Origin of the sequence: Streptomyces sp. MP131-18, from assembly GCF_001984575.1 — a bacterium.
Taxonomy (GTDB): Bacteria; Actinomycetota; Actinomycetes; order Streptomycetales; family Streptomycetaceae; genus Streptomyces; species Streptomyces johnsoniae.
Window position 1 is genome coordinate 4422134 of sequence record NZ_LZNS01000001.1, and the last position, 16940, is coordinate 4439073.

Here is a 16940-nt window from a genome sequence, read left to right on the forward strand (position 1 = left end):
CGGTGGTCCCGCGACGAGCTGGCCGGGGCCGCGGAGTCAGCCCCACAGCGCGTAGTTCCCGGCCAGCATCAGCACGATCACCGCCGCGAATCCGGTCAGGGCGTAGTGCAGTCGCGAGACCCAGCCCCACCAGCGGCGGAAGTAGGCCAGCACCGCGCAGCAGAGCATCGCCGCGGTGGCCGCCCCGGAGACGGCGAGTAGCGTCGGTACGGCGGTCAGCAGCGGTGAGTCGCCCAGGAACACTGTCTCGTTCATTACGTTGGCGTCCGCGACCAGCAGCGCGAAGCAGACCGCCACCCCGCCCAGCAGCAGGCTGTTGGCCCAGGCCAGCAGCCGGGCCGTGCGCGGCCCGGGGCGCGGGTCACGGGAGCGGCGCACGAGCGCGGTGATCGGCCAGCAGATCATGGTGAGCGAGATCAGGATGAGCCCGCCGATGAGCAACCGCATGTGCAGCTTCGGCGATTCGTACCAGGGGACCCTGTCGAAGGCGACCGCGACATCGCTGCTCACTGTGAGCTGACCGTCCTCGAAGGCGATCCTGGCGTCGCCGTCGATCTCCTGGAACACGCCTGGTTCGATCTGCCGCCACCTCTGCTCGGTGACGTCCGGGTCGGCGCTGAGCGGGCCGTTGGTGGTCAGGATGCCGTCGTCGCCGGCCGAGACCTCGATCGAGCCGGTCAGCGCGGAGGCGCGGGTGAAGTCGGAGTGGCTGGTGCGGTTGGAGCGGTAACTGCCCTCGTACTGGCCGACGTCCTCCTGAACGGTCGGCCGGGACGTGCCTTCCGCCTGCCCGCCGTAGACGAAATCGGCGGCCAGCTCCGCGACTTCGTCGGCGGCCAGGGCGGCCTTGCCGCCGTCGCCGTCGCCGTTGTAATTGACGTACACGCCGAGGTCCCTGTCCGGGAACAGCACCATGTTGGAGTGGAAGCCCGGCATGTCGCCGTCCTTGACCAGGTAGCGGTGCTCGCCGTGCCGACGCTCCTCCAGGATGTAGGCCATGCCCGGCAGCCGCTCGTCGTTGCCGTAGTGCCGCTGCTCCAGGAGCTGTACTGACCTGTCACTGAGCACCCGCGTGTCCGTCAGCCGGCTGTCGCCCAGCAGGGCTTGCATCAGCCGGCTCATGTCGGTGACGGTGGAGACGGCGGCGGCCCCCGTCGGGGTCCACGCTCCGTACTGCCCTCTCGTGGTCTCCTGCCCGCCGTCGGACGGCCGGTGCCCGCGGGCGAGCGCGTCCTCCAGCTCCTTCGGGTGCGGCTGCTCGAAGGTCGTACGGGACATGCCGAGCGGTTCGATGATCTCCCGCTGGACGTACTCCTCGAAGGGCTGCCCGGTGATCTGCTCGACCAGGTAACCGGCAAGCGCCACACCGTAGTTGTCGTAGGCCGCGGCCTCGCCGGGCTCGCGCACCCGGTCCGGCTGGTTGTCCGCCAGGCTCTCGCCCAGGTCCCCGGCGTCGCGCGGGTCCTCACTGGCCGTGCCGACGATGCTGAAGTCGAAACCGGCGGTGTGGGTCAGCAGGTTGTGGAGTGTGACCGGTTTGTCTGGATAAGTGTCCTCGATCCGGAAGCTCTCCAGGTACCTGTTCACGTCGGTATGCAGGTCCAGCTTCCCGTCCTCGACGAGTTGCAGCACCGCGACCGCGGTGAAGACCTTGGCGACCGAGCCCATGAAGAACCCCGTACGCTCCGGTTCCACCCGCTGGTTCTCGTGATCCGAGTCCGGCACGCCGTAACCGCGCGCCATCAGCTGCTCGTCAGCGGATACCACGGAAACGGCGGCGCCCGGGATGTCGTACTCGTCCAACTGCTGCCTCAGCAGCCTGTCCAGACGCGCGCCCAACTCGTCCGGATCATCCGGATCGTCCGGATCGGACGGGGCGTTCGGCACCCGCTGCGGCGACGCCTGGTGTTCCGACGTCGCGAAGGCCGGGGTGAGTCCGCTCAGCAGCACCAGGACGAATCCGAGTACCAGGGTCACGGGGGCAAGGACTCGTCGGGCTGTCATCTGTTGGCTCCTTCGGCCGCACTCGGAAAGTTCCGATGACGGCAAGCCAACTGTTCGCGGACCGTACGTGCCATGGCCCTTTGTAGTCTCGGCAGGGTACTTAACTACACCCTGGGAGACGCCACTGAGGTCCAATGAGGAATCCCGCCCCCGTCCGCAGACTGGGATCTGCACAGCGGTAACCGGCCGCCAGTCGAGGGGAACACGGAATGAGCATCGTCAGCGACGAGAAGCAGCGCGGCCCGGGGGGCAGCCGCAAGGACGACCTGCGGCCCTCCAGTGCCTTCCGTGCGATGGGCCGTTCGCTGGCGCTCCTCGCGCTCGCGCCGGTGGAGGTACTGCTCCTCACCATCCTGGTGATCGTGATCTCCCTCCTGAGCGTGGGTGTCGGTGTCTTCCTCGTACCGGCGGTCGTGATCGCCGCACGCGGGGCGATGAACATCCAGCGTCGCTGCGCCCGGGACTGGTCGGGCGTCGAGATCGGTGACCCGTACCTCTCCATCCGGGGCACCGGGCCCGGCGCGAAGAGCTGGCTCCAGCGCACCATGGGCATCCTCAGCGACCCGGCCACCTGGCGCGACCTGCTGTGGATGCTGGTGAACCCGGTGGTGGGCGTGCTGATCCTGGTGCTGCCGCTGGCCGTCTTCGCCTACGGCCTCTTCGGCGTCATCATGCCCTTCCTCTGGGAACCGATCGTGGACGCGGGCGGCAACGACTGGTACCTGCTGGTGCACGTCAACAACCGCGGCACCGCGCTGACCGCCGCCGTGCTGGGCGTCCCCCTCATGCTCATGGGTTACCTGATGGGCCCGGCCATGCTGCGGGTGCACGCACGGTTCGCGCACAGCCTGCTCGGCCCCACCGAGATGGCGCGCAAGGTGCACCACCTCACCGCCACCCGCAGCGACGCCGTGAACACCAGCGCCGCCGAGCTGCGCCGGATCGAGCGGGACCTGCACGACGGCGCGCAGGCCCGGCTGGTCGCGATGGGCATGAACCTGGGCGTCGCCGAGCGGCTGCTCGGCAAGGACCCGGAGGCCGCCCGTACGATCCTGGCCGACACCCGCACCGCCTCCGCGAAGGCACTGAACGAGCTGCGCGACCTGGTCCGGGGCATCCACCCGCCGGTGCTGGCCGACCGCGGCCTGGCCGACGCCGTACGCGCCCTCGGGATGGACAGCCCGCTCCGGGTAGCGGTGAATGCAGAGCTGCCGAGCCGGCCGGAGGCGCCCGTGGAGTCCGCGATGTACTTCGCCATCTCCGAGGCGCTGACCAACGCGGCCAAGCACGGTTCCTCCCGGAACGTCACGGTGGACGTCTGGTACTCCGAGGGCACGCTGCGTGCCCAGGTGACGGACGACGGCACCGGTGGCGCGGACCCCGCGAAGGGCACCGGGCTGCGCGGTTTGGAGCGGCGGCTTGCTACCTTCGATGGCGTTCTGGCCCTCACCAGCCCGGTTGGCGGCCCGACAACACTCACCATGGAGCTGCCTTGCGTGCTGTCCTCGCCGAAGACCAGTTCCTCCTCAGGGACGGCCTGATCCGGATGCTCCGGGCGTACGACTTCGAGATCGTCGCGGCGGTGGACAACGGTCCGGCTCTGCTCCGAGCCCTCGTCGACGAGCGCCCCGACGTGGCCGTGGTGGACGTACGCCTTCCCCCGACGTTCACCGACGAGGGCCTTCAGGCCGCGTTGCAGGCCCGCCGTGAGCTGTCCGGACTGCCGGTGCTGGTGCTGTCGCAGTACGTGGAGCAGCTGTACGCCAAGGAGCTGCTGGCCGATGGGAACGGCGGCATCGGCTACCTGCTCAAGGACCGGGTGTTCGACCCGGACGAGTTCATAGACGCCGTGCACCGCGTCGCGCGCGGCGGCACCGCGATGGACCCGGAGGTCATCTCGCGGCTGTTCAGCGGCGGCAGTACGGCGCGGGAGGGCTCCATCACCCGGCTGACCGCCCGGGAGCTGGAGGTGCTCGGGGTGATGGCCGAGGGCCGCTCCAACGCCGCGATCGCGAAGCGGCTGGTGATCACCGAACGGGCGGTCATCAAGCACACCTCGAACATCTTCACCAAGCTCGACCTGCCCACCTCGGACGACGACAACCGCCGGGTGCGCGCCGTGCTGACGTACCTCAAGGACTCGGGGGGCACGGTCGAGTAGGCGCGAGGGCCTCTCGACAGCACACTGCCCGTCGGGTACCGGCAGTGCGAACTTCCGTACACCGGGGAGAGTCCGGTCCTGCCGCATCAGATCGGCCGCGATGGCGCGTACGGAGCCACGGCGTACGCCCGGGGGAATCACATCGGGAAGGACCCGCTTCGTCTCGTCCTTGCCGAGAAGGCGCCCGAGCATGCGGGCGCGTCCAGCGTGTGCGCCGCCCTCGCCGATCCGGATGGCGTGCCGGTGCCTCGCACCGGCACGCCATCTCTTCTGCCGCGGCAAGTTGGACCTTGCAGTCGGCGAAGGGACACTGGTCCCGTTCGGCCGGAGTGCGTCTTCCCGGCCGCTGGTTGCGGTCGTGGCCCGAGCGGTGTCCCCGCCGCGCCGGCGGAGCCGCCAAGTGCTACGGACGTTCGCCGTCCTCGTCCACCACGGCGCGTTCCAGAACGGCCATGGTGTGCAGGACCTGGCCGGCCTCGATGGTGTCGGTGGCCTGGGTCGCGACGCTGCGGGAGCCGATGAGCTCCAGCGTGTCCTTGTCGAACATCAGCTCCTCGCGCAGCCCAGGGTTGTAGGAGTCGTAGCGGACGACGGCGATGGCGTCCCGGCCGGCCGCGTCCACTGCGTGGGGAACCACCAGCACATCCGGAATCCGCGCGAGGGCGCCGAAAAGCGCGGCGCCGACGTCGGGCGGCATCAGCGGTGCGCGGAGGAGGTCACCGGCGAGCACGAAGGCGTCCTGGTCGTAGTTCCGTCCCTCGGACTCCACATCCTGGTGGGAGCGCAGCCACTCCAGCATCGCGCCGGGGTCCGTGGGCAGCGTCTGGAGATGGTCGTAGCCGGTGTTCCGCTCGGACCCCATTTCGCCGGCGGGGATGTCCGCGCCGCCGACGGTCAGCCACTCCTCGCGTTCGATCGGCTCCGAGAGCTCGGTTTCGATGTCGTCGCCCACCGGCGCGGTGGCCACCAGGCTGCGGATGTACACGTACTGGTCCTCGCGGATGTCCTCGGCAGCCGGGGTCCCGGCCGCCGCCGCCGCCACCTGGGTCAGCAGCTCGGCGGCGCTGCCCTCGGTGTCCGCGTTCACGTTGGGGGCGAAAGAGTACGTCGCCTCGCCGTTCCTGCCGACCGGCCGTTCGGAATCGTCCGAACTCCACGACATGAGCCCCGCGGTCACGGCGATCGCCAGCGCGCCCGCGGCGGCCGGGACGGCGATCGCCGGGCGCAGCCGCCACCGGCGGCGGGACGGAGTTTCCTCCCGCACGGGGTCCTGCTGGATTTCCTGCATCAGGTGCTCCTTGAGCTGTCGGTGACGGCCCGGCGGGAGCTCCCTCTCGGGGAGAGACGGAAGTGCGTTCATCATTTTCCCTCCTGGGCGGGCCTGACCGCTGGTGCGCGGCTATCTCTCACCTGTCCTGAGCGGTGGCGCGGTTCCAGATTTCGTGCCGCGGCCGCGAGCTTCTTCCGGGCGCGGGACAGCCGGGAACGGACGGTGCCGACGGGGATGCCGAGCGCCTGGGCGGCTGCCGCGTAGTCCAGTTCCGCCCACACGCACAGCGCGAGGACTTCCCGTTCGTTGCGCCGCAGACTGTCGAGGGCGAGCCGGACGACGGCCAGCAGTTCCGCGTCGTCGACCCGGCCCGCCACCTCGTCCGCGAAGTCCCGCACGGCCTCGGCGGGCGGCAGCCGGGTCAGCGCCGCGGCGTGACGCCGGGCGGCGCGGCGGGTGTTGCGGACGGTGTTCGTGGCGATCCCGAGCAGCCAGGGACGCAGCGATCCGCCCTCGGCGTCGACGCGCCTGCGCAGCCGCCAGGCTTCGAGGAACGTCAGCGAGACGATGTCCTCGGCGGTCGACCAGTCCCCCGTCAGGCGGAACGCGTGGTTGTAAACGGAGCGTGCATACGCGTCGAACAGCCGCCCGAAGGCGTCCTCGTCGCCGTCGCGTATGCGCGCCCGTAGTGTCGTCTCCATACTCCGAGCCCTGTCCGGGCCACGGGGGCCGGTTCCCGTGAGTCAAGTCACAGGCTGCGTTCCTTCGCGGTGAGCGCGCGTCACTGCTCGGGCAGTATCCCGCCCTTGAGCGATATCGCAATCATCCGAAAGCGGAATGGTTCGGCGAGCGGCTGCTTCTTGCGGAGGGCGGCGACGGTGACCCGCGGACGGCCATGGCGTTCCGCCGAGCTGGGAGCCGCGTCCGGCATTCTGATGCTTCGCAGCCCGAAGAGAAGCCAGTGCCGTGGTCGCGCGGACCGTCCACCCCGCCGTCGGCCCCCGCCGCTGGCAACCCAAGAAGCTGACCGCTTTTGAGAGGAAGGCCGGTTGGCGCTATCGCGTCACCGCGACCGACATCCACCGCATGCGGGGCAGTACGGGCTCCGGCTCCGGGCAGGGCGCTGTTCCTCGACGTGCTCCACCGTTCGTACGCCGAGATGGAAGACCGGATACGCGCAGCCAGGGCGATAGGTCTGCGCAACTTGCCCTCCGCCTCCTGGGAGGTCAATCGCGGCTGGACGCTCGCCGCAAACCTCGCTGCCGCCCTCGACACGTGGCCATGGCTCCTGTCCCTGCACGGCAACGACGATCCGGCCCCTCTGCCACCTGCCCCTACGCCTCGCCGCCCACGCCCATCGCCGCTTCTTGCGGATCGATGCGACCGGGCCTGGGTAAAGGCGTTCCCTGTCGGCCGGCAACGGCTGATCGCCCTGCCCGCGCCGTGGGCCGTGGGCCGTGGGTCCTGGCGCAGCCGCAGCGAAACGCGAAGGCCCTACCCACAGCAAGCCGATCACGCGTTCCCGATCGCTGGCGAGGCCGGCTGCGGTCTGCCGCGGCGGGCGGGCGGGGACCCGCCGGCGGCATCGGTGCGGAAGGCGAAATCAGTACCGATGCCGCCGGAGGTTCTCGTGTCCTCGGTAACGCCCCGCTGCAACCCATCGGCAGGGCTGCGTCTGCCAGATGTGTCCTGGCAGACGGCGCCGGCCACTTGCCAGGCCGCGGAACGCCTCCAGGGCAGCCGTACCACCGGCACGGGAGTGCCATGTCGCCGCATTGCCCGAACTCCGGTTCCGAAACGTCAACCTCGTGCGCGGACGAACCATTGGTCGAACAGCGTCAGCGCCACGGCGTCCGGGGCGCGGAAGGCGGTCGTGTCGCCGGAACGGCGCGGCCGCAGTGCGGCTCGCCGGAGCGTGTCAGCGGATGTTGACGTCGATGCAGGCGTAGAAGGCGTTGGCGGTATCCGCGATGTTCCAGATGGCGAGGACCTTCTGGTCGCCGCGGATGTTGCCGAAGTTGACGTTGTGGGTCACGGTCGTGCCCGGGACGGCGCCGCCGTCATCGAACTCGGCGACCAGGGTGTTGCCGACGAAGTACTGCCAGGTGCTGGTTCGGTGCTGCACCGACAGCGTCCAGCTGAAGGTGGTGGAGGCGCCGACGCTGTGGCGCTGCCAGCCCTTGCTGTCGTCGTTCAGTTCGGCGAAGCGGGCCACGCCGCCGTGGCAGTTGCGCTGGCCCTTCGGGCCCTCCACGCTCTGCGGCTCCCACTGGATGTCGCCGCAGGGGACGACGCGGGCGGCACACTGGGCCTGCCGGCTCGCCGGTGAGTTGATGTAACCGTGGGCGCTCGCCGTGGAGGCGGGGAGGCTCACTGCGATGAGTGGGGCGATGGCGGCGCCGAGCACGGCGGCCAGTCGCGTTTTCCTGTGCATGACAACTCCTGGTGCCGCCTGTGTGGATGGCGCCGAGCTGGAGGTCCGGCGCTATCCGCGGCGGCGAGAAGGGGGGAACGGGGGGGTTGCGGAGGTGATGAGCCGCGCAGTCCGTCAACGCGGGGGGCTGGCAACGGCCTTCACTCTCCGCTAGGTCTAGACCATGCCAGCCGGGGCCCTTATACGGCAATAAGTCGGCTCAAGATTTTTGCGGCGCCGGGGGCCGCCCTGGCTATCGGTTCAGTGCCTCCGTGGCCGCGGAGGCGGCTCGGGCGATCAGGGCGTCGTCGCGTTCGGCGTTCTCTTCGTCGCGGCTGGACATGACCGCCAGAACGATGGGGTTGCCGCCGTCGTCCGGCCATGCCACGGCGATGTTGTTGCGTCCGCCGTAGCCGGCGGTGCCGCTCTTGTCGGCCACGGTCCAGTCGTCCGGGAGGCCGGCGCTGATCAGGGTCTCGCCGGTCGTGTTCGTTTCCATCCACTGCCTGAGCAGTTGACGTTCGTCGTTGTCCAGCGCGTCGCCGAGCAGGAACGTTCTCAGGCTGCCGGCCATCGCCTGCGGAGTGCTCGTGTCACGGATGTCGCCCGGCCGCCCTTCGCTCAGGTCCGGCTCGTACCGGTCCATCTCGGTGACGTCGTCGCCGTGTTCCTCCAGGATCGCCTCCAGCCCCTCGGGTCCACCGAGTGCGTCGAACAGGAGGTTGGCCGCCGTGTTGTCGCTGTACCAGAGGGTGGCGGCGGACAGTTCGCGCAGGCTCATCCCGGTGTCGACGAAGTTTTCCGTCACGGGCGAGTTGGCGATCAGGTCGTCGTCCGAGTAGGTGACGACCTCGTTCATGCCGTCGAGCCCGTACTCCTGGAGCACGGCGCCCACCGCCAGGGCCTTGAACGTGGAGGCGTACGCGAACCGTTCGTCCGCCTGGAAGGCGACCTCCCGACCCGTGCCCGTGTCGAGGGCGTAAACGCCGAGCCGCGCGTCGAACTCGCGCTCGAGCTCGCGGAACTCCTCTTCGGCGGACTCCGCCGAAGACGACGCCACGGCCGGTGCCGTGGCCGACGCCGTCGGCGCCGACCGCGTGGTCTCGTGGCCGCAGGCCGGGAGCGCCGCGAGCGCGAGGGCGCCGGCCGCCCAGGCGGCGCCGCGGCGCATGCCGAGCAGGTATGTCATGGGGAGAACCTCCAAGCCTTCGCGGAACATCTGCCGCTACCTTGCGGCCCGCGGCCCCTTGCCGTCCAAGACACGGGCGTACGTTCCCATGCTGATTTGGCATAGTGGAACGGTGGATCTTGTAGGGGCCTGCCGCGCGTTCGTGCACGTGAGCGAGCGCGGCAGTTTCACGGTCGGCGCGGCGGCGGCCAGGATGGCCCAGTCCGTCGCGAGCCGCCGCGTGGCCGCGCTGGAGCGGCACCTCGGCCAGCGGCTGCTCGAACGGTCCTCGCGCGCCGCGACCTTGACGCCGTTCGGCCGGGACATGCTGCCCCTGGCGGCGGACCTCGTGCGGCTGGCCGACCGCCTTGAGCACGAGGCGGAGGCCGCCCGGCACCGGCCGCTGCGGCTGGCCGTTCCCGCGACCTGCCCCACCGGCGCGCTCGCCCGCCTCATCGCGGACGCGCGCGGCAACGGCCTGCTCCTCGACCCGCGCCCGGCCGCACCCGAGGAACGTGCCGGTCTCGTGAAGTCCCGGCAGGTGCGCGCGGCGCTGCTGGCGCTGCCGCCGGCCGAGGCGTCCTGGACCGTTCCGCTCGGCCTGGCCGTCGCGCACGGCCCGCGCCGGGGGCCTGCCGGGACCGAGTCCGGGGAAGGGCCCATGTACCTGGACACCCTGCGTCCCGGCCGCGCCGACCGGGATCGGCGGCCCCGGCGGGTCTGGCTCCAGGCGGAGGACGACGTTCCGCATGTGCGGGACTGCCTGGTGCGGCTGCGTGACGCCGTCGGTCTGCGCCCGACGCAGCTCGCCCTCGCGTCCGGCCTCGCGGCCGCGGCGGCCGATGTGCTGAGCCACGGCGACGCGCTGCTGTGCTCGCCCGCGCAGGCCGGGCAGCTGGGGCTGCACTGGCGCCCGCTGGGCGAGCTGGCCGCCGGCCTCGCCCGGGGTTACGCGCTGGCCGCTGCCGACGAGGCCGACGCCGTTCGCATCCGCGAGAGTTGCGCGGCGGGCATCGCGCGATGTCTCGGGGCGGATGCGGACGCGGCGGCGGCGGATGCGGATGCGGCGGCGGACGCCGGAGTCGCCCGGTGAACGCCGCCGCGCTGCTGGCGGAGCTGCGCCGGATGCTGGACGACGGCGGGCTGCACGGCTCGTTCCTCGTCCGCGATCTGGCGACGGGTGAGGAGCTGGGCATCGATCCGGACACCGAGTTCCCGCTCGCCTCCCTGGTGAAGGTGCCGCTCGCCCTGGCGACGCTGGAACGCATCCGGCGCGGCGAGCTGAACGGCGCGGACGTGGTGGAGGTGCCGCCCGGGCGGATCACGACGCCGGGGCCGACGGGCCTGAGCCGGTTCCGCCACGCGGCCCGCATCGCCGTGGACGACCTGCTGTACCTCAGCACGTCGATCAGCGACGGCGTGGCCGCGGACGAACTGTTCCGGCTCACCCCGCCGTCCGAGGTCGCGGCGATCCTGCGCCGGCTCGGGCTGCGTGGGATCGCGGTGCGCCACACGATGCGGGAGCTGACCGACACCCCGGTGGAACGTTTCGACGCGGCGGACGTGCACCTCGCGCACGCCCTCGCGATCGACGCGGGCACGGCGGGGCGCGGCCACCGGGTGCCGCAGCTCGACGTCTCGCGCGCGAACGCCGGTACGGCTCGCGCGTTCGTCGATCTGCTCCAGGCGCTGTGGTCGCGGCCGTCGGCGGTGGACCCGGGCGTCGCCGCGCGCCTGCGGACGCTCATGGCCGACAACGTCCTGCGCCACCGCCTCGCCCCGGACTTCGTCTCCGACGCCGCCACCTGGTCGTCCAAGACGGGGACGTTGCTCAACCTCCGCCACGAGGCGGGCGTCGTCGAGCACGCGGACGGCCAGGCGTACGCCGTGGCCGTGCTGACCGAGTCGCGGGTGGCCGCGAGCAGCCAACCCGCCGCCGATGCCCTCATGGGGCAGGTGGCGCGGCGCCTCCGCGACCGTATCCGTTCGGACTGAGGCGGGCATGCCGCCCGAACGCGCGGGGCGCGTCCGGGCGGCACCGGGCCGGGCGGCTCACAAGGCTCAGAAGGTCACGTCGCTGCAGAAGAAGTAGATCTGGTCGGCGTGCGAGGCTTTCCAGATCGTGTACACGATGTGGTGCCCGGAACGGCCGGGTGCCTGGACGTCAACGGTGTAGTGGTTCGCGGGTGCGTACCTGCCGGTCGAGGCCACCTGCTCCAGGTCGCCCCAGTCGAGGGCGTCCGTCTGGGCGTTGTAGCCCTGCCTGGTCACGTAGACGTGGAGGTAGTCGGCGCCGTGGTACGCCTGGTCGAGCACGTCGACCGTGAAGTTGCTGCTGATCTGCGAGGTCTTCCATGCGCCGGGCGTGTCCATGGAGTCGTAGCGGCCGTCTCCGGTCCGGCCGGCGCTGCACAGCTGGTTGTCGGGGATATGGGCCTGGAAGTTGCCGCCGGTGCCTTCGCGGTACAGGCCGTTCCAGTTCCACATGGCGTTCGTGTCGTGCTGCCACGCCTGCCAGCACATGGGGTCTTCCTGCGCCATGTCCGGGTTCTGGAAGTCGCTGCCCCAGCGCTGCCAGCAGCCGTAGTTGCGGGAGAGCGGGTCGGCGGTCGAACCGTGGGCGGACGCGGCCGGGGTGGACCAGGGCGTTACCAGGAGGGTGGCGGCGGCCAGAACCGCCAGGAGGGCGCGGAGCGTCCAGCCGCGCGCGTCGGTGCGGTTATGTCTCAGCGTTAACACTGCGACTCCTCGTCCGGAGGGGGTGGATGTCCGGGGTTGGGAGCGCTCCCAGATGGAGGGACTTTTCCCCGCCGTCATCTGATTGAAACGTTCAATGCGGGACGCGTTCGGCTTCGGCGGAGGCCGCTCAGCCGGGCAGTGTCGCCGCCAGGCTGCGGGCCGGCGGCCAGGCGCCGTACGTGGTGTTCGGGACCACGGTGAACGTGGTGCCGCTGTCGCGGCCGTGCGCGCTGCGGAAGGACACACCCGCGTCGAGCCCCCTGGAGGACCGCGTCGCGCCGGCCAGGGCGAAGCGGGTCTCCATCCGGTTGGGGACGCCGAGGCCGCGCTCCGCCAGGCCGGACGCCTCCGCCGGTTCGGTCCCGTCCGCGCGGTCCACTCGGACCACCTCGGAGAACCGCGTCTTCCGAGCGAGGCTCCTGATGTGGGTCCCGCACCCGTGCGCATCGTTTTTCCGCGGGCAGGGGCGGTCCCGGCCTTGTCGGGGCCGGGGCTCAGGCCTGCGTCGGGGAGCGGATCGAGGACCGCGAGCGGGGGTGCTGGTGGTGGCCGCCACCGGGGCGCGGGCCGGGGAGCGGGCCGGCGACCGGGCGTGGGCCGGGGTGGGCCGGGAGGGGACGTTCGGTCGCGGGGGAGGCCGTGGCCGCGGTCCGCCGGAACTCGCTCGGGTTGGTGCCCCTGACCCGTTTGAACGCCGCGCTGAACCCGAACGGGTCGGAGTAACCCACCGTGCGGGCGATGTGGGCGACGGTGGCGGCCTCCTGCTCGACCAGCAGGTCGGCCGCGAGCGTCATGCGCCAGCGGGTGAGGTAGGTCAGCGGCGGCTCGCCCACCAGGTCCGCGAACCGTTTGGCCAGCGTCGAACGCGACACCCCGGTGTGCTCGGCCAGCGCGGTGACCGTCCAGGGCGCCGCCGGCTCGGCGTGCAGCAGGCGCAGCGCGTCGCCGACCACCGGGTCCCGCTGGGCGGCCCACCAGGCCGGGGGCTCGCCGCCGGGCCGGTCGAACCACTCGCGCAGCGTGCAGACAAGCATCCAGTCCAGCAGCCGGTCGAGCACCACCTGCTGGCCCGGCGTGTCGACGGCGACCTCGGCGGCGACATGGTCCAGCACGGCGTCGGCCGTGTCCCCGGCGGCCGCGCGCAGCACGACGGGCAGCGCGTCCAGCAGGCGGCGGCTGATCTCGCCGCGCACCGGATAGGCGCCGACGATCAGGGTCGTCGCGCCGCGGCCGTCACCGGCGTCCCCACCGCGGTCGTGCCAGCCGCGCCGGTGCCGGGTCCCGCCCTGCTCGGGCGTCGCGCAGTGCTCGCCGCACGCGATCGGTTCGGCGCGGGTGCCGATCTCGTCGACGAAGGTGAACGTCGCGGGGCCGCGCACGACGATCGTCTCGCGGGCGCGGAGCAGCTCGGGCGGACCGTGCTCCGGCACGATCCAGCCCGCCCCGTTGAGGACGGTGCACAGGGTCAGCGGCGCGCCGTCCACGAAGTGCAGTGCCCAGGGCGGGGACAGGGCCGAGCTGCCGAACGACGAGCCGTGGGCTCGCACTCCGCGGATCAGGTCACTGAACACGTCCATCTCAGCGAGGTTAGACGATTCAGACGATTACGCAGGCGATCAGGCTTCTTGCCTATGGGATCGTCCGAGTCGGCCATGTTCAATCGGGGTCATGAGCACCGACACCAGTTCGCTGACCACTCAGGACATCGAGTTCCTGCGACGCCCCCTGCACGGGTTCCTGTCCGTGGCCGGGGGGCCGCTCCCGCCACAGCCCCGGCCGGTGTGGTTCGAGGCCACCGCCGAGGGCACGATCCAACTGTTCACGAGCCCGGACTCGCTCAAAGTGCGCCGCCTGCGCCGCGACCCCCGCGCCTCGATCGTCGTCGCCGCCCCGGTGGGTGAACGCGAGCGCTGGCTGTCGGTCGCCGGCCGCACCACGGTGGAACCCGAAGGGGCACACGACCTGTGCACCCGCCTGGCCGCGCGCTACTGGGACCTCGACGACCCGGTCCACGCCGACGACCTCGCCGGAATCCTGGCAGCGGACCAGGTTCGTATCGTCATCCACCCGGAGACCGTGAGTCGCTACACGCACTGACCTTCGCGGCACCCTGTCCGGGTGGGGCCCGGGGCGGCGGCTCGCAGCAGCCCGGAGTCGGTGTGGAAGCGCAGGGCACTCGGGGTCAGCCCGGTGCGTCGGACGAAGACCCCGATCGGCATCAGCTCGGCGTGTGGCACCCCGCCATCGTCGGGCTTCGACCAACTCGAAGGTCAACACCGGCCAGGCGGGCGGAACCGCTCCGGCCGACCAGCCGAGCCGGCCGACCGGAGCGTCCCTCGTTCCGGGTACCCCCAACGGGATTCCGGCAGCATGCACGACATCGGCACCCCCTCGTGAGCTGGTCGTTTCCGCGACGATGACCCTGCCGCGCCGCCCGCGAGTTCCTCATCGAGGCCGGCAGCCCGTCGGCCATCCGCCGTTGCGACTGGTCGTCTCGCCCTGGAAGCCGTTCCCCCAGCCCTCCACCGGCCCGGTACCCGACGGAGCAGGTGCCCGGCGTCTCACCACCGGTGGTCGTGACCGCCACGGCGCCCGAGCGTTCGGATCGGTTGCCAGCCGCGTCCCTGGCATAGACCGCGAACGCGGAGGGTGTGTTCGCGGTCAGGCCGGAGACGGTGACGCGGCGGGAGACCGAGCCGGTGACCTGCGTCTCGGTGCCGCCGTCGACACCGACAACGTCGTAGCCGGAGGCCCTCACATTGTCCGTGGAAAGTCTCCGGCTGGGGGCGCCGAGGCGCGGTCACCGCCGAGGCGGTGGGGGGCCGGGTGCCTCGGTGCCTCGGTGCCTCGGTGTCATCCCCGGGGGCCGCCCGGGTGCTGGCTGAGGAGGTGCTCCCTGAACCCTTCGCCGTAGGTGCTGGTCGGTGTGCCGTTCCAGTCCTCGATGAGCACGCTGCCGTGGCCGCAGCCCCACGGGTTCCAGGTCCAGGCGGTGTAGCCGATGCCGTTGGTGTCCGCCCAGGCCATCACCTGGTCGATGTAGTCGTGGGCGCAGGTGTCCTGACCGGTCTCGCCGATGTGGACCGGCACTTCGGCGGCGACCGTGCCGATGTTGCTGTCCCAGCACGAGGTGGTCACGCAGGCGTTGAAGTTGTAGGAGTGCCATGAGGCCATCAGGTTGCCGGTGGGGTCGGACGGCTTGAACTCCGGCCACCTGCTGAGGTTGTTGGTCCACTCCAGCCCGCCGGTCATGATCACATTGGTGGCGCCGGTGTCGCGCACCGCGTCGGCGAGGTCCTGCATGCCCGCGACCTCGTAGCCGATGCCCGCGCAGGTGCCGCCGTCGCGCAGGCAGGTCCACGCGGCGGTGGCGTCGGACCAGTTGTTGGCCGCGTCGGGGTAGGGCTCGTTGAACAGGTCGAAGATGACCGCGTCGTTGCCCTTGAACGTCGTGGCGACCTCGGACCAGAACGTCGGGGTGTAGCGCATGTTCGGCATCGGCTTCTGGCAGGTGGCCGCGACGTCCGGACAACCCGTGCCGGGACCCGTGTACTCGCCCCAGGTCCAGTGCAGATCGAGGATCACGTTGATGCCGTTGGCCACCAGGAGGTCCACGTACTCCTCGACCGCCTGCTGGTACTCCGCCGCGCTGGGTGCCGTCGCGGGCAGGTTCTCCGTCCCCAGCCAGCACTCCTCGTTCAACGGAACGCGAACAGTGTTGACGTTCCAGGTCAGCATCGCATCGACGGCGGCCTGGTCCACCGGGCCGTCGAATATCTCCTTGCCCTGGACGCAGCCGAACTCACCGCCCGACCGGTTGACACCCAGGGGGCGGAACGTGGCACCGGACCCGGTGACCAGGCGGTTGCCCGACACCTGCAGCTCCGGTGCCGCGGCTGCCGCCGATGTCTGGTCGTCCGCGGCGGCTTGTGCGACCGTCGGTAAGGCGACCGCCGGGGACGGGACGCCGAGTCCGGTCACCGAACCCGTTACCAGCGCTCCGACGACGCCGAAAGCCCGCAAGGCTCGTCGCCTGCCCATTGCACTCTCCCTCGATACATGTAGGTGATTGATCACGCCCACGCGAGCGCCGGCCGGCGGGATACAGGCCTCCAAGCGGTCACATCGATGACTGCGTCAGCACGCAGGACCTCGTGGCACCCGTCGGCTGCCGTGCCGCGCCGTGCCGTGCCGTACCGTGCCGAACCGGGCGGAGGGCGAAGGGTTCTGTGTCAGCTGGTGAAGTTGACGTCGCTGCAGAAGTAGTAGGACTGGTCGAGGTGGCTGGCCTGCCAGATGGTGTAGACGATGTGGTGACCGGTGCGTCCGGGCGCGTCGACCTGGACGGGCGTGGTGCCTCCGGTGGGCATGGGGCCCGTCTCGGCGACCAGTTCCAGATCGTCCCAGCCCAGGGAGTCGTTGGTGGGGTCGAAGCCCTGCTCGGTGACGTACACGCGGATGTAGTCGGCGCCGTGGGAGGAGGTGTCGTTCAGGTTCAGTGTGAAGGAGTTGGGGCGGTCCACGGCCTGCCAGGGGCCCGGCTCGTCGAAGGCGGCGAAACGCCCGTCGTGGGTCAGCCCGGCGCTGCAGAGCTGCCCGTCAGGGATGGCGCCCTGGTGGTCGCCGCCGACACCGTCGCGGTGCAGGCCGTTCCAGCCCCACATGGCGCCCGCGTCGGCGCGCCATGCCTGGTAGCACATGGGGTCCTCGTCGGCCCAGGTGTCCTGCCAGAAGACGGGCGCCCACCGTTCGTAGCAGCTGAAGTGGCGTGCGGGCGGGTCGTTGACTGCTCCGTGGGCGGAGGCGCTTCCGGTTCCCGTGGTGGCCAGAAGGGCCAGGGAGGCCGCCGACACGCTCAAGGCCCGGCGGAGGGCGGGGGTGGTCGAGGAGGGCATCCTCATCTCCTGTCCCTGGATGGATGACAGCGTGGATGACAGCGATGGTCCGGCCGACGGTCCCGGGAAGCGGTGACGGTCCGGGAATGGCACCGAGCCGGTCGCGGGTTGGTCGCGCCGGGGCCGTGGCGCGGTGGTGGCCACCACCGTTTGGGAGCGCTCCCAAGCTGGGAGCGTAGTGGAAGGGCGTCAATGAACGGAACCGCTTTGCACCCGATTTCTTTCTGGAATGGAACCATCCAGCGTGCGAGCGGGGTGATTTGACGGCTGAACACGCCCATCAAGCGCGA

15 protein-coding genes are annotated in these 16940 nt (G+C 71.0%); 5 read left to right on the top strand and 10 right to left on the bottom strand.

Annotated features, from left to right (window positions below; all coding sequences use genetic code 11):
- Positions 1-36: 36 nt before the first annotated feature.
- Positions 37-2004: a serine hydrolase gene (locus tag STBA_RS20065; RefSeq protein WP_077060582.1), complete on the bottom strand. Its 1968-nt coding sequence runs from the start codon at positions 2002-2004 to the stop codon at positions 37-39.
- A 209-nt stretch (positions 2005-2213) separates the two neighbouring features.
- Here STBA_RS20065 and STBA_RS20070 point away from each other — a divergent pair, with 209 nt between their 5' ends.
- The gene (locus STBA_RS20070) at positions 2214-3545 is read left to right on the top strand and encodes a sensor domain-containing protein (protein WP_079252043.1); all 1332 of its coding nucleotides are present in this window, start codon (positions 2214-2216) and stop codon (positions 3543-3545) included.
- Positions 3497-4165 (top strand): response regulator transcription factor, encoded by a 669-nt coding sequence (locus STBA_RS20075; RefSeq protein ID WP_077060583.1) that lies wholly within the window; start codon positions 3497-3499, stop codon positions 4163-4165. Before STBA_RS20070 ends, STBA_RS20075 begins: the two co-directional genes overlap by 49 nt.
- A gap of 403 nt (positions 4166-4568) precedes the next feature.
- On the opposite strand, the gene STBA_RS20080 is transcribed toward STBA_RS20075, so the two are convergent.
- The 4 genes from STBA_RS20080 to bla all read right to left on the bottom strand — a co-directional run bounded on the left by STBA_RS20080 (position 4569) and on the right by bla (position 9037).
- Complete coding sequence (locus STBA_RS20080; protein ID WP_366510833.1) at positions 4569-5528, bottom strand: CU044_5270 family protein; 960 nt, start codon at positions 5526-5528, stop codon at positions 4569-4571.
- Complete coding sequence (locus STBA_RS20085; RefSeq protein WP_077060585.1) at positions 5525-6136, bottom strand: RNA polymerase sigma factor; 612 nt, start codon at positions 6134-6136, stop codon at positions 5525-5527. The genes STBA_RS20080 and STBA_RS20085 overlap by 4 nt, the downstream gene beginning before the upstream one ends.
- A gap of 1217 nt (positions 6137-7353) precedes the next feature.
- On the bottom strand, positions 7354-7869 hold the full coding sequence (locus STBA_RS20090; protein WP_077060586.1) for a lytic polysaccharide monooxygenase auxiliary activity family 9 protein: 516 nt from the start codon (positions 7867-7869) through the stop codon (positions 7354-7356).
- A gap of 232 nt (positions 7870-8101) precedes the next feature.
- Positions 8102-9037 (bottom strand): class A beta-lactamase, encoded by a 936-nt coding sequence (gene bla, locus STBA_RS20095; RefSeq protein WP_079252432.1) that lies wholly within the window; start codon positions 9035-9037, stop codon positions 8102-8104.
- A 112-nt stretch (positions 9038-9149) separates the two neighbouring features.
- Between bla and STBA_RS20100 the strand changes: the two genes are divergently transcribed.
- Positions 9150-10109 carry a LysR family transcriptional regulator gene (locus STBA_RS20100; RefSeq protein ID WP_077060587.1) on the top strand — a complete coding sequence of 320 codons (960 nt, stop codon included), beginning with the start codon at positions 9150-9152 and terminating at the stop codon, positions 10107-10109.
- On the top strand, positions 10106-11011 hold the full coding sequence (locus STBA_RS20105) for a serine hydrolase (protein WP_077060588.1): 906 nt from the start codon (positions 10106-10108) through the stop codon (positions 11009-11011). Before STBA_RS20100 ends, STBA_RS20105 begins: the two co-directional genes overlap by 4 nt.
- Before the next feature lie 66 nt (positions 11012-11077).
- Here STBA_RS20105 and STBA_RS20110 read toward each other — a convergent pair whose 3' ends face one another.
- The 3 genes from STBA_RS20110 to STBA_RS20120 all read right to left on the bottom strand — a co-directional run bounded on the left by STBA_RS20110 (position 11078) and on the right by STBA_RS20120 (position 13332).
- Positions 11078-11755, bottom strand: a complete 678-nt coding sequence (locus STBA_RS20110) for a lytic polysaccharide monooxygenase (protein WP_077060589.1) — start codon at positions 11753-11755, stop codon at positions 11078-11080.
- A gap of 127 nt (positions 11756-11882) precedes the next feature.
- Positions 11883-12134 (bottom strand): hypothetical protein, encoded by a 252-nt coding sequence (locus tag STBA_RS20115; RefSeq protein WP_077060590.1) that lies wholly within the window; start codon positions 12132-12134, stop codon positions 11883-11885.
- A gap of 115 nt (positions 12135-12249) precedes the next feature.
- Positions 12250-13332 carry an AraC family transcriptional regulator gene (locus STBA_RS20120; protein ID WP_253194854.1) on the bottom strand — a complete coding sequence of 361 codons (1083 nt, stop codon included), beginning with the start codon at positions 13330-13332 and terminating at the stop codon, positions 12250-12252.
- Positions 13333-13423: 91 nt separating this feature from the next.
- Here STBA_RS20120 and STBA_RS20125 point away from each other — a divergent pair, with 91 nt between their 5' ends.
- A complete protein-coding gene (locus STBA_RS20125; protein WP_077060591.1) occupies positions 13424-13852 on the top strand; it encodes a pyridoxamine 5'-phosphate oxidase family protein in 429 nt (142 codons plus the stop codon).
- A 756-nt stretch (positions 13853-14608) separates the two neighbouring features.
- Here the strand turns inward: STBA_RS20125 and STBA_RS20130 are convergent.
- Both STBA_RS20130 and STBA_RS20135 read right to left on the bottom strand, forming a co-directional pair.
- Positions 14609-15631: a cellulase family glycosylhydrolase gene (locus tag STBA_RS20130; protein WP_253194856.1), complete on the bottom strand. Its 1023-nt coding sequence runs from the start codon at positions 15629-15631 to the stop codon at positions 14609-14611.
- 356 nt (positions 15632-15987) lie between these two features.
- Positions 15988-16650 (bottom strand): lytic polysaccharide monooxygenase auxiliary activity family 9 protein, encoded by a 663-nt coding sequence (locus STBA_RS20135; protein ID WP_253194858.1) that lies wholly within the window; start codon positions 16648-16650, stop codon positions 15988-15990.
- Positions 16651-16940: the final 290 nt, after the last annotated feature.

Excerpts from the sequence above, each read along its gene's own strand:
- STBA_RS20065 (WP_077060582.1), bottom strand. The coding sequence starts at position 2,004 with ATGACAGCCCGACGAGTCCTTGCCCCCGTGACCCTGGTACTCGGATTC.
- STBA_RS20070 (WP_079252043.1), top strand. The coding sequence starts at position 2,214 with ATGAGCATCGTCAGCGACGAGAAGCAGCGCGGCCCGGGGGGCAGCCGC.
- STBA_RS20080 (WP_366510833.1), bottom strand. The coding sequence starts at position 5,528 with ATGATGAACGCACTTCCGTCTCTCCCCGAGAGGGAGCTCCCGCCGGGC.
- STBA_RS20085 (WP_077060585.1), bottom strand. The coding sequence starts at position 6,136 with ATGGAGACGACACTACGGGCGCGCATACGCGACGGCGACGAGGACGCC.
- STBA_RS20090 (WP_077060586.1), bottom strand. The coding sequence starts at position 7,869 with ATGCACAGGAAAACGCGACTGGCCGCCGTGCTCGGCGCCGCCATCGCC.
- bla (WP_079252432.1), bottom strand. The coding sequence starts at position 9,037 with ATGACATACCTGCTCGGCATGCGCCGCGGCGCCGCCTGGGCGGCCGGC.
- STBA_RS20120 (WP_253194854.1), bottom strand. The coding sequence starts at position 13,332 with ATGGACGTGTTCAGTGACCTGATCCGCGGAGTGCGAGCCCACGGCTCG.
- STBA_RS20125 (WP_077060591.1), top strand. The coding sequence starts at position 13,424 with ATGAGCACCGACACCAGTTCGCTGACCACTCAGGACATCGAGTTCCTG.
- STBA_RS20135 (WP_253194858.1), bottom strand. The coding sequence starts at position 16,650 with ATGCCCTCCTCGACCACCCCCGCCCTCCGCCGGGCCTTGAGCGTGTCG.